This is a genomic window from Cupriavidus basilensis OR16, from assembly GCF_000243095.1.
In the GTDB taxonomy this organism is placed as follows: Bacteria; Pseudomonadota; Gammaproteobacteria; order Burkholderiales; family Burkholderiaceae; genus Cupriavidus; species Cupriavidus basilensis_D.
The window spans coordinates 1-12,708 of sequence record NZ_AHJE01000109.1 but is presented as its reverse complement, the minus strand read 5'-3'; the positions used below and the strand labels follow the sequence as shown (position 1 = coordinate 12,708).

Genomic DNA, 12,708 nt, shown 5'->3' with positions numbered 1-12,708 from the left:
AGGTGCTGGAGCCGTTTTACCGCGGCAAGGCCGCGGGTTTGCGGGCGGCCGGTGAGGCCAACCCGGGCGGTTCCGGACTTGGCCTCACCATCGTGCGCGATATTGCCGCCGCGCACGACGCCACGCTGGCGCTGCTGGACGGCGCGGGTGGCAAAGGCCTCCTGGCGCGGGTGAGTTTTTCCGCCGGCGTAGGGCGGCTGGAGGGCCGCGCTGGCTACCGCTGCGCAGATACGCTTGCGGCTACCGGCGCGGCGCCTTGCGTCCTGGCGGGCGGCGGCATGGCGCTCGGGGCCGGTGCGGCCGGTGCGTCCGGTACGCTGCCTGGTGCCACCGGCGCCGGGTTCGAGGCATTCTCCGTCTCGATATGCCACCCGCCGCCCAGCGCCTTGATCAGCACCGCGCTGGTCGTGTACTGGCGGCCCACGATGGTCAGGTAGGTGCGCTCCGCGGTATAGGCGGTGGTCTGCGCGGTCAGTACGTCCAGCAGGCTGGCAGTGCCAGCGCGGTAACGGTTGTTGACCAGGGCCAGCGCATCGCGCGCCGAACGCAGCGCATCGCTCTGCACCGCGCCTTCCTGCTCAAGCAGGCGCGCGCCGGCCAGGTTGTCCTCGACCTCCTGGAACGCCGAGAGCACCGTCTGGCGGTAGTTGGCCACGGTCTGGTCGTAGGCCGCCACCGCCTGCGCCTTGGCCGCGCTGCGCAGGCCGCCGTCGAACAGCGTGCCGGCCAGCGCCGGGCCGATCGACCACACGCGGTCCGGCAGCGACAGCCAGCGCGCCAGCGTGGCGGCGGAAAGGCCGCCGGTGGCCGACAGCGACAGCGTCGGGTAATAAGCTGCCTGCGCCACGCCTATCTGCGCGTTGGCCGCGGCCATGCGGCGCTCGGCCGCGCCGATATCGGGCCGGCGCTCAAGCAGCGCCGACGGCACCGCGACGGGCACGCGCGGCACGGCGGCGGCATAGTCCTGTGGCGTGATGGTGAGGTCGGCCGGCGGCTTGCCGGTCAGGATGGCGATGGCGTGCTCGAGCTGCGCGCGCGTGATCTGGATATCGATCTGCTGCGCCTGCGCGGACTTGAGCTGGGTCTCGGATTGCAGCACATCCGAGCGCTGGGCGGTGCCGGCCGCGTACTGGTTGCGAACCAGTTGCAGGGATTTCTCGTAGTCGACTACCGTGCGGTCAAGCAAGGCCTTCTGCTGGTCGGCGATGCGCAGCAGGAAATAGCTCTGCGCCAGCGTGGCCTGGGTCGACAGCAAGGTCGAGGCCAGGTCGGACTGGCTGGCCTGCGCGCTGGCTTCGCTGCTTTCCACCTGCCTGCGCACGCGGCCCCACACATCGATCTCCCAGCTGGCTGACAGCGTGGCGTTCTGGCTGTTGCCGATCAGGCCGCTGCCGCTGTCCGCGCGCTTCAGCCCGACCGTGGGGAAGTAGCCGGCGCGCGCCGATTGCAGCGCGGCCAGCGCTTGCCGGTACTGCGCCTCGGCGGCCTTGATGTTCTGGTTGGATACCTGCACCTGCGACATCAGCGTGTCGAGTGCCGGATCGCTGAACACCGCCCACCAGTTGCTGCGCGCGCTGGTGTCCTGCGGCTCGGCCGGCTTCCACTCGCCCCACTGCGAGCTGTCGGCCGGTGCCTCCTTGAAGGCCGGCGAGGACGGCGCATCGGGGCGCTTGTAATCGGGCCCCACGGCACAGCCGGCCAGCAGCAGGGCGCAGGCCACCGTCAGCGCGGGCGCAGGGAATGAGAGGGTAGGGAAGCGGGGAAAGGCGTTCATGGATCGCATTCAGGGTTCGAGGCTGGCCGTGGCCGCAGGCACGGCCGAACGGCGCTGGCGCCAGGCTTTCACCTTCAGGCGCCAGCGGTCCAGCGTCAGGTAGACCACGGGCGTCGTGTACAGCGTCAGCAACTGGCTGACCACCAGCCCGCCGACGATGGAGATGCCCAGTGGCGCGCGCAGCTCGGCGCCGTCGCCGTGGCCGATCGCCAGGGGGATCGCGCCCAGCAGGGCCGCCATGGTGGTCATCAGGATCGGGCGGAAGCGCAGCAGGCAGGCGCGGTAAATGGCGTCGCGCGGCGACAGGCCCTCGCGCCGCTCGGCATCGATGGCGAAGTCGATCATCATGATGGCGTTCTTCTTGACGATGCCGATCAGCAGGATCACGCCGATCAGCGCGATGATGCTGAAATCCGTGCCCGAGGCCAGCAGCGCCAGCAGCGCGCCCACGCCGGCCGACGGCAGCGTCGACAAGATGGTAAGCGGATGCACATAGCTCTCGTACAGCATGCCGAGCACGATATAGATGGTGATCAGCGCGGCCAGGATCAGCAGCGGCTGGCTCTTGAGCGAATCCTGGAAGGCCTTGGCGCTGCCCTGGAAGTTGGCCTGCAGCGTCTCCGGCACGCCGATGCGCGCCATCGCATCCTTGACCATGTCCGTGGCCTGCGATAGCGAGACGCCCTCGGCCAGGTTGAAGGAGATGGTGGAGGCCGCGAACTGGCCCTGGTGGTTGACGCCCAGCGGCGTGCTGGTGGGGGCGAAGTGCGCGAAGGCTGACAGCGGCACCCGCTTGCCGCCGCCGGTGACCACATAGATGTCCTGGAGCGCATGCGGGCCCTGCAGGTACTCCGGGCTGAGCTCCATCACCACCCGGTACTGGTTGAGCGGATTGTAGATGGTGGACACCAGGCGCTGGCCGAAGGCATCGTTGAGCACCGCGTCGATCTGCTGCGCGGTGACGCCGAGCTTCGATGCGGTGTCGCGGTCGATGATCACCGAGGTCTGCAAGCCCTTGTCGTTGGTGTCGGTGTCGACGTCTTCCAGCCCCTTGAGGTTGGAGATGGCCGCGCGCACCTTGGGCTCCCACTCGCGCAATACGTCGAGATCGTCCGACTGCAGCGTGAACTGGTAGGCCGAGCTGCTCTGGCGCCCGCCAATGCGGATGTCCTGCACCGAGGTCAGGAACAGGCTCGCGCCGGGCTCCTTGGCGAGCTTGACACGCAGGCGCGCCACCACGGCGTCGGCGGAATCGCGCTCGGACAGCGGCTTGAGCGTGACGAACATCTGGCCGGTATTGCGTTGCGAGCCGCCGGTGAAACCGGTGACATTGACCACCGCCGGGTCGGATTGCACGATCTTGATGAAGTTGTCCAGCTTGGGGCGCATGGCCTGGAACGAGGTGGCCTGGTCGGCACGGATAAAGCCGATCAGGCGCCCGGTATCCTGCTGCGGGAAGAAGCCCTTGGGCACGATCGTGTAGAGCCAGACATTGAGGCCAATGGTGGCCAGCAGCACCAGCCACACCAGCGTACTGTGGCGCAGCGCCACCGCCAGCGTGCGCGAGTACCCGTCGTGCATCCAGGTGAACACGCGCTCGCTGGCGCGGTAGAAACGGCCCTGCTTCTCGGGGCGTACCGGCTTGAGCAGGCGCGCGCACATCATTGGCGTGGCCGTCAGCGAGACCACCAGCGACACCAGGATCGACACCGACAAGGTGATGGCGAACTCCTGGAACAGGCGCCCGACGATGCCGCCCATCATCAGCAACGGGATAAACACCGCGATCAGCGACAAGCTCATCGACAGCACCGTGAAGCCCACCTCGCGCGAGCCCTTGAGCGCGGCTTCGAGCGGCTTCATGCCTTCCTCGATGTGCCGCGAGATGTTCTCCAGCACCACGATGGCGTCATCCACCACGAAGCCGGTGGCGACGGTGAGCGCCATCAGCGACAGGTTGTTGAGCGAGAAGCCGGCCAGGTACATCACCGAGAACGTGCCGATCAGCGACACCGGCACCGCCACGCTCGGAATCAGCGTGGCGCGCACATTGCGCAGGAACAGGAACACCACCATGATCACCAGCGCCACCGAGATCATCAGCGTGCGCTCCACCTCGCGCAGCGAGCCGCGGATGGTGGGGGTGCGGTCCATCATCACTTCCATCTTGATGGCGGACGGGATCATCTGCTGCAGGGACGGCAGCATCTCGGTGACGCGGTCCACCGTCTCGATGATGTTGGCGCCGGGCGAGCGGTTGAGCACCAGCAGCACCGAGGGCTGGCCGTTGGCGGAGCCGGCGTTGCGGATGTCCTGCACCGAGTCGGTCACATTGGCCACGTCGGCCAGCCGCACCGGCACCGAAAAGGCGTTCGGGCCGCGGCTGGTGGCGTTGCCGCCGGTGGCGCCGGTGGAAATGGTGGTGGTACCGCTGCTGGTGGTCAGCGTGGTGGTGGTAACGCCGTTGACGGTCTTGATGCTGACGCCACCCCCTGCCGTGGCGTTGGCGGTGCTGGCGATCAGCGCGCCGGCCGAGGCCGACGAGAAAGTGCCCGGCGTGGCGTAGCGGACGATCAGCGGCATGTAGTCCACCGCTTTCATGGCCTGGTCGTTGGCGTAGACCTGCCAGTTGGTGGTGGCGTTCTCGAGCGAGCCGAGCGGACGGTTGGCGTTGGTGGCGCTGATGGTGTTGCGCACATCCTCCAGCGAGATGCCGTACTTGTTGAGCGCCGTAGGGTTGAGCTCCACCCGCACCGCCGGCAGCGACGAGCCGCCGATGGTGACCTGGCCCACGCCCTCGATCTGCGACATCTTCTGCGCCAGGATGGTCGAGGCCGCATCGTAGAGCTGGCCGCGCGTCATGGTGGGCGAGGTCAGCGCGATGATCATGATTGGCGCATCGGCCGGGTTGACCTTGCGGTATGTCGGGTTGCTCGGCAGGCTGGTAGGCAGCGTGGCGCGCGAGGCGTTGATGGCGGCCTGCACGTCGCGCGCGGCGCCGTCGATGTCGCGCGAGAGCTCGAACTGCATCGTGATACGGGTCGAGCCCAGCGAACTGCTGGAGGTGATCTCCGTCACGCCGGCGATGGCGCCCAGGGCGCGCTCCAGCGGCGTGGCCACGGTGGCGGCCATGGTCTCGGGGCTGGCGCCGGGCAGCGAGGCGGACACCGAGATGGTGGGGAAATCCACCTGCGGCAGCGGCGGCGGAAGCGCAGCAGGCAGGCCTCGAAGATCGCCTTGCGCGGCGCCATGCCGCCTTCGCGCTCGGCCTCCAGCGCGAAGTCGATCATCATGATGGCGTTCTTCTTGACGATACCGATCAGGAGGATGATGCCGATGATCGCAATGATGCCCAGGTCCTGGCCCGACACCAGCAGCGCCAGCAGTGCGCCGACGCCGGCCGAGGGCAGCGTGGAGAGGATGGTCACCGGATGGATGGTGCTCTCATAGAGCACGCCCAGCACGATGTACATCGTGATCACCGCGGCCAGGATCAGCCACAGCGTGTTGGACAGCGAAGCGCGGAAGGCCAGCGCGGCACCCTGGAAGTCGGTCTGCATCGAGATCGGCAGCCCGATTTCCTGTTCCACCTTGGTGATCTTGTCGACAGCGGCGCCGAGCGATTCGCCGGAGGCCAGGTTGAACGAGATGGTGGCCGAGGGGAACTGGCCCTGGTGGTTGATCACCAGCGGGCCGGTGCGCTCGCTGATGCGCGCGAACGCGCCCAGCGGTACCTGCCCGCCGGAGGAGGAGGGCAGGCGCAGCTCCGCCAGCGACTGCGGGTCGGTGCGGAACTGCGGCATGGCCTCCAGCACCACGCGGTACTGGCTCGACTGCGTGAAGATGGTCGACACCAGGCGCTGGCCGAAGGCGCTGTACAGCGCGCTGTCGATCACCGCGGTGGTGATGCCGAAACGCGCCGCGGCGTCGCGGTCGATATCCACATAGGCGCGCAGGCCGTTGTTCTGCTGGTCGCTGGCCACGTCGCGCAGCTCCGGCTCCTGCTTCAGGCGCTCGACCAGTCTGGGCACCCAGGTGGCCAGCGTGGCCGGGTCCGGGTCCTGCACGGTGAACTGGTATTGCGTGCGCGATACGCGGTCCTCGATGGTCAGGTCCTGCACCGGCTGGGTGTAGAGCGAAACACCGCCGAGCTTGTCGACCGCGGCCTGCAGGCGGCGGGTCACGTCCTCGATGGAGTCGCTGCGCTGGTCCTTGGGCTTCAGGTTGATCAAGAGGCGCCCGGCGTTGAGCGTGGTATTGGTGCCGTCGACCCCGATGAAGGAGGACAGGCTTTCCACCGCCGGGTCTTCCAGCACCACCTTGGCCACCGCCTGCTGCTTCGCCGCCATGGCGGGGAAAGAGGTGGTCTGGGACGCCTCGGTAATGCCCTGGATCACGCCGGTGTCCTGCACCGGGAAGAAGCCCTTGGGCACTAGCATGTACAGCAACACGGTCAGCACCATGGTGCCTACGGCGACCAGCAAGGTGATCTTCTGGCGGTCCAGCACCCAGTCCAGGGCGCGCCCGTAGCTGGCGATCACGTTGTCGAAGAAGCGCCCGGTGGCTCGGTGGAAACGCGAGAGCTTCTCTTCGGGAACATGGTGCAGCAGGCGCGCGCACATCATCGGCGTGAGCGTCAGCGAGACCACCGCCGAGATCAGGATCGATACCGCCAGCGTGATGGCGAACTCGCGGAACAAGCGCCCCACCACATCGCCCATGAACAGCAGCGGGATCAGCACGGCCACCAGCGAGAACGTCAGCGAGATGATGGTGAAGCCAATCTGCTTGGATCCCTTGAGCGCCGCCTCCATGGGCGAATCGCCCTTCTCGATGTAGCGCATGATGTTCTCGATCATCACGATCGCATCGTCCACCACGAAGCCGGTGGCAATGGTCAGCGCCATCAGCGTCAGGTTGTTGATCGAGAAGCCCGCCAGGTACATCACCCCGAAGGTGCCCACCAGCGACAGCGGCACCGCCACGCCCGGGATGATGGTGGCGGGCACATTACGCAGGAAGACGAAGATCACCATCACCACCAGCGCGACCGCCAGCAGCAGCTCGAACTCCACGTCGCGCACCGAGGCGCGGATGGTGGTGGTGCGATCGGTCAGCAACTGCACCTTGACCGAGGCCGGCAGCGCGTTCTGCAATTGCGGCAGCAGGGCCTTGATGCGGTCGACCACTTCGATCACATTGGCGCCGGGTTGGCGCTGGATGCTCAGCACGATGGCCGGCTTGTCATTGGCCCAGGCCGCCAGGCGGCTGTTCTCGGGCCCGTCGACAATGTTGGCCACATCGGTGATGCGGATCGGCGCGCCGTTCTGGTAGCCGACGATGATCTGGCGGTACTCGTCGGCGGACTTGAGCTGGTCGTTGGCGTCGATGGTGGAGGCGCGCGCGGGGCCGTCGAAGCTGCCCTTGGCGCCGTTGACGTTGGCGCTGCCGATCGCCGTGCGCAGGTCGTCGATCGACATGCCGAGCGCGGCCAGCGCGGTCGGGTTGGCCTGGATGCGCACCGCCGGGCGCTGCCCGCCGCTGATGCTCACCAGCCCCACGCCCTGCAGCTGCGAGATCTTTTGCGCGACACGCGTGTCCACCATGTCCTGCAGCTTGGGCAGCGGCATGGTGTCGGATGTCATGGCCAGCGTCATGATCGGCGCGTCGGCCGGGTTGACCTTGCTGTACACCGGCGGCATCGGCAGGTCCGCCGGCAGCAGGTTGCCGCCGGCGTTGATGGCGGCCTGCACCTCTTGCTCGGCCACGTCCAGCGACAGCGTCAGCTCGAACTGCAGCGTGATCACCGAGGCGCCGCCCGAGGACGAGGACGACATCTGCTTCAAGCCCGGCATCTGGCCGAACTGGCGCTCCAGCGGCGCCGTGATGGACGAGGTCATCACGTCCGGGCTGGCGCCCGGATACAGCGTGGTGACCTGGATGGTCGGGTAGTCGACCTCCGGCAGCGCCGAGAGCGGCAGCAGCCGGAAGGCCACCAGGCCCGACAGCAGGATGGCGACCATCAGCAGCGCGGTGGCGACCGGCCGCTCGATGAACAGGCGTGAGGGATTCATGCTGGGTCCTTACTGCGGCCGCTGGGGCACCGCGCCCGCGGTGGCGCTGGTGCTGCCACCGCCATCCGTTGCTGCCGCGCTGGCGCCGTCGCGCTGGCGCCGTCCTTCGCCGTGCACGCCGGAGGCACCCGGCACGCCGGAGGCGCCACCGTCGCGGCGCCGTCCGCGTGCGCGCGGCGCGCTGGCCGGTACCAGCGCGGCGGCGCGCGCCGCCGGGTCCACGGTTTCCACCGTCATGCCTTCCTTGAGCCGGTCGGCGCCGTCGGTCACCACGCGCTGGCCGGGCTGCAGGCCCTTGGTCACCACAGTGCGCTCGCCGTCGCTCGGGCCGAGCGCGACGACCTGGACCTTGACCTTGCTGCTGTCGTCCACCACATAGACAAAAGTGCCTTGCTGGCCGCGCTGGATGGCCGCCACGGGTACCACGGTAGCATCCTCGATCGTGTCCACGCGGGTGCGCATGTTGACGAACTGGTTCGGGAATAGCAGCCCATCCTGATTCTGGAAGATCGCCTTGAGCTTGACCGTGCCGGTGGTGGTGTCGATCTGGTTGTCGGTGGTCAGCAGCGTGCCCTCGGCCAGGCGGTTGCGCGCCTGGCGGTCCCAGGCCTGGACGGGAATGGTCTCGCCCGCGTGCAGGCGCTTGAGCACCGACGGCAGGTTGTCTTCCGGTATGGTGTAGAGCACCGCGATCGGCTGGATCTGGGTGATCAGGGCAATGCCGTTGGTGTCGCTGGTGTTGACGATATTGCCCGGGTCGACCTGGCGCAGGCCGATGCGGCCAGAGGCTGGCGCCACGATACGGGTGTAGCCCAGTTGCAGGCGGGCGCTGTCCACGTTGGCCTGGTCGGTCTTGACCACGCCTTCATACTGGCGCACCAGGGCGTCCTGGGTATCGACCTGCTGGCTGGAGATGGAGTCCTGGCCGAGCAGGGTGCGGTAGCGTTTCTGGTCCAGGCGGGCGTTTTCCAGCAAGGCGCGATCTCGCGCCAGCGTGCCCACGGCCTGGTCCAGCGTGGCCTGGAACGGACGGGGGTCAATCTCGGCGAGCACGTCGCCGGCCTTGACCATCTGGCCCTCCTTGAACAGGACCTTGAGCAGGGGCCCCGACACCTGGACCCGCACGGTCACATTGGCCACGGGCGTGACATTGCCCAGGCCGTTGAGGATGACGTCCATATTACGCTGGGCCACGGTGCTGACCACCACCGGCGAGCGCTGGCCGCCGGGACCACCGGGGCCGCCCGGGCCGCCGCGGCCGGCCGCGGCACCGGAAGCACCGCCAGCCCCGGCCGCGCCCGGGGCGCCGGGGGCGGGCGTACGATGCTTGTACCAATACCAGCCGCCGCCGGCCAAGAGGAGGATCAGCGCGGTAGCGATCAGTTTGCGGCGGCGCGAGGCAGCCTTGGGCGGCGGTGGCAGCTTAGCCGGTTGATGTTCTTCGGGGTTGGCCATGACCGGATCCTGGGAGCGACGCGTCAACAACGACGCGTTTGAACGATTTTCGGGGTATGAGAGGCAGAAGTATGCCGTAACGCCGTCGGCACGTGCCGCTGGCAGCACGTGGACTCATGCGCAATTACGCGCTGGCCGGGCGGCGTCGGGCGGGGGCCGTCCTGACCGGCGACAGCCGGCAACGGCAACATAAGCGAAGCATAATGCGCCTTGATGCTCCCCATGTTTCAGCGCGGGCAGCGATTCTTACAGATCATTACCAACGGGCTGGGTGTAATGCCCTGAAACAATTCGCCCGGATTGCCGCGCCCAGCCTAGCTATCATCTGCCTATGCGAGTCAATCAGCCTACCCAAATCCTCGTCGTCGACGACGATCCCGAACTCCGCGACCTGCTGCGCGAATACCTCTCCCAGCAGGGCTTTGCCGTGTCCGTGCTGCATGATGGCGAGGGCTTGCAGGCTCGCCTGGAGCGCGAACGCCCCGCCCTGATCGTGCTCGACCTGATGATGCCCAAGGTGGATGGCCTGACGGCGTTGCGCAACCTGCGCGCCAAGAACGATGACATTCCCGTGATCCTGCTGACCGCGCGCAGCGACGAGATCGACCGCATCGTCGGCCTGGAGATCGGCGCGGACGATTATCTCGGCAAGCCGTTTTCGCCGCGCGAGCTGCTGGCCCGGATCAATGCCGTGCTGCGCCGCAAGCTGGCCCGCCCGGCGTCCGCGCCGGAAGACCGCGAGGGCATGGCCTTCGGGCCGTTCCGTGTCAATTTTCGCCAGCGCTCGCTGGCGCGCTCCGGTGACCCGGTGGCGATCAGCGATACCGAGTTTGCGCTGCTCAAGTTGCTTTTGATGCATCCGCTTGAGGTGTTATCGCGCGAACGCATCGTGGAGCTGATGTACGGCACCGCGAGCGGCATCAGCGACCGCGGCATCGACGTCCAGATCTGGCGCCTGCGCCGCCTGCTCGACGAAGACGCCCAGCGTCCCCGCTACATCCAGACGGTGCGAGGGCGCGGATATACCTTCGTGCCCGACGAAGCCGAAGACATAGCCCAATGAAGCTGCGCATCGATACGCTGTTCGGACGCATCGCGCTGCTGATCGCGGCGGTGCTGGTGCTGAGCCATTTCTCCTGGCTCGCCATCCTGCGCATGGATCGCCGCCAGCAGCAGGTGGATTACTCCGTCGAGCAGATGATGTTCCAGTTCGATAGCATCCAGCGCGCGCTTGCCGCGCAGCCGCCGGTCAAGCTGCCAAGCCTGGTGGAGGTGGCGAGCGAGGCCAGCGCGGCCGAGCATACCGTCGCGGCCAAGGGCCGGGCGCGCCGGCTGGTCGAACAGTTCGCGCAGCGCATGCCCCCGGGTACCCAGGTACGGCTCGAGGAAGAACAGACCACGCGCATCTGGGTCAAGCTGCCGCATCGGCAGGACTGGATCGCGATGCCGGCGTTGTGGGTAGTCAACCCGCCGCCGGATAACCGCCTGCTGCCCGGCGTGATCCTGGTGGTCGGCGTAGCCATGGCCGTGGCCTTGCTGATTGCCTGGCAGATCCAGCGCCCGGTGCGCGACATGGCCGCGGCGGCCGAGCAGCTGTCGCGCCAGCACACCGTCAAGCCGCTGCGCGAGCGCGGCCCGCACGAGTTGCGCCAGCTGATCGTGCGCTTCAACCGCATGATGGCCGACCTGACCCGCATCGACCAGGAGCGCAATACGATGCTTGCAGGCATCGCCCATGATCTCAAGACGCCCCTGGCGCGGCTGCGGCTGCGCGCCGAGATGCTGGCCGACCCCAAGGCGGCGGCCGGCGTCACGCGCGACGTGGAATCCATGTCGGCCATCGTCGAGCAGTTCTTGACCTTTGCCCAGAGCGGCGAGCCCGCGGCGCGGCCGGTGCAGGTCGATCGCCGCATCGGCGAGCTGGCCGCCTCGCTGGCTGAGCAGGACAAGTCGGTGGAAGTCTCGCTGATGGCGGGCGAGGGCTTTCGCATGATCGCCACCCAGCTCGACCGCATCGTCGGCAACCTGGTCGATAACGCCTATGCCTATGGGGCGGCGCCGGTGCTGCTCAGCACCTCTCGCCAGGCCGATGGCTGGCATATGGTGGTGGAAGACCACGGCGAAGGCATTCCGCCGGAGGCCATGGAAAAGGTCACCCTGCCGTTCGTGCGGCTGGATCCGGCGCGCGGCGGCAATGCGCATTCGGGCCTGGGCCTGGCCATCGTCGACCGGCTGGTGCGCCAGGCGGGCGGCCGGCTGGTGCTGGCAAATCGGGACGAGGGGGGGCTGCGGGTGGAAATGGTGTTTCCGTTCGCCGCGCTGGCACAAGCCGCCTGAGCCCGGGCTGCGCACGGCAGCATCCCGGCGCGTATCAAATCTGTAACACATTCGGGCGGTTTACCCTCGCGCGGGGGCTGCCCGCCGACGCCATGGCTGCGTGGGCCATATGCGGGCTCGCGTGGTACGCAGCTTGCTGCGCGTAGTTGCTCTATGCGCTTTGGCAACGCGTAGCGCCAATCCAGTTGATCAGGAGACGCATCATGGCGACTTTCGTCACCCTTCTAAACTTCACCGACCAGGGAATCCGTACCGTCAAGGACACAACCAAGCGCGCCGCGGCTGTTCGCGAAATGGCGAAGGCAAGCGGTATTGAAATGAAGGATATTTTCTGGACGCTTGGGCAATATGACCTGGTAGCGACCTTTACCGCGCCCGACGATGCCACCATGACCGCATTCGGCCTGGCCCTGGGCATGGCGGGCAATGTCCGCAGCCAGACGCTGCGTGCCTTCTCCGCTGACGAGATGAGCGGCATCCTCAGCAAGCTGCCGTGACCACTTGCCATGCCGGCATAAAAAAGCCCGCTTCATCGTGCGGGCTTTTTTTTGTCCGGCTCGCCGTTCAGGCGCCCGGGGCTTTTTTCTTCTCGCCGATACGGCTTTCCTTGCCGGCCAGCAGCTTTTCGATGTTGGCGCGATGGCGCACCACCAACAGCACGCTGATCGCGAATACCGCGCCGGCGATCACGTCCACGCCCGACATCAGGACATAGAAGAAGGGCGCAAAGACCGCCGACACCAGCGCCGCCAGCGACGAGTAGCGGAAGAAGAAGGCAACGATCAGCCAGGTAGCCATCGTGCCCGCGCCCAGCAGCGGGTCGATGGCAAACAGGATGCCGGCCGCGGTGGCCACGCCCTTGCCGCCCGCGAAGCGGAAGAACACGGGGAACAGGTGGCCCAGGAACACCGCTACCGCCACCAGCGCGAAGCCCGTGTCGTCGACGCCGTACGCCGGGCCGAAGCGCTGCGCCAGCCAGACGCCAGCCAGCCCTTCAAGGCATCGCCGATCAACGTCAGGATAGCGGCCTTCTGTGCGCTGCGCAGCACGTTGGTGGCGCCTGGGTTG

General features: G+C 67.4%; 5 protein-coding genes and 2 pseudogenes. 3 read left to right on the top strand and 4 right to left on the bottom strand.

The genetic code is table 11. From position 1 onward, the window contains the following. Positions 1-214: 214 nt before the first annotated feature. The 3 genes and pseudogenes from OR16_RS32595 to OR16_RS32580 all read right to left on the bottom strand — a co-directional run bounded on the left by OR16_RS32595 (position 215) and on the right by OR16_RS32580 (position 9,303). Entirely contained in the window at positions 215-1,774 is a 1,560-nt protein-coding gene (locus OR16_RS32595; protein ID WP_100228023.1) for an efflux transporter outer membrane subunit, read from the bottom strand. A 9-nt stretch (positions 1,775-1,783) separates the two neighbouring features. Further along, positions 1,784-7,848 (bottom strand): annotated as a pseudogene (locus OR16_RS48550) (MdtB/MuxB family multidrug efflux RND transporter permease subunit). 9 nt (positions 7,849-7,857) lie between these two features. Beyond that, positions 7,858-9,303, bottom strand: coding sequence for an MdtA/MuxA family multidrug efflux RND transporter periplasmic adaptor subunit (locus tag OR16_RS32580; RefSeq protein ID WP_006163023.1), 1,446 nt, complete (start codon positions 9,301-9,303; stop codon positions 7,858-7,860). A gap of 331 nt (positions 9,304-9,634) precedes the next feature. Here OR16_RS32580 and OR16_RS32575 point away from each other — a divergent pair, with 331 nt between their 5' ends. The 3 genes from OR16_RS32575 (at position 9,635) to OR16_RS32565 (ending at position 12,137) form a co-directional block, all read left to right on the top strand. Next, positions 9,635-10,366, top strand: a complete 732-nt coding sequence (locus tag OR16_RS32575; RefSeq protein WP_006163022.1) for a response regulator — start codon at positions 9,635-9,637, stop codon at positions 10,364-10,366. Beyond that, positions 10,363-11,640 (top strand): ATP-binding protein, encoded by a 1,278-nt coding sequence (locus tag OR16_RS32570; protein WP_006163021.1) that lies wholly within the window; start codon positions 10,363-10,365, stop codon positions 11,638-11,640. The genes OR16_RS32575 and OR16_RS32570 overlap by 4 nt, the downstream gene beginning before the upstream one ends. Before the next feature lie 203 nt (positions 11,641-11,843). Continuing rightward, entirely contained in the window at positions 11,844-12,137 is a 294-nt protein-coding gene (locus OR16_RS32565) for a GYD domain-containing protein (protein ID WP_006163019.1), read from the top strand. A 67-nt stretch (positions 12,138-12,204) separates the two neighbouring features. On the opposite strand, the pseudogene plsY reads toward OR16_RS32565, so the two are convergent. Continuing rightward, a pseudogene (gene plsY, locus OR16_RS32560) lies at positions 12,205-12,708 on the bottom strand (glycerol-3-phosphate 1-O-acyltransferase PlsY); the annotation flags it as partial.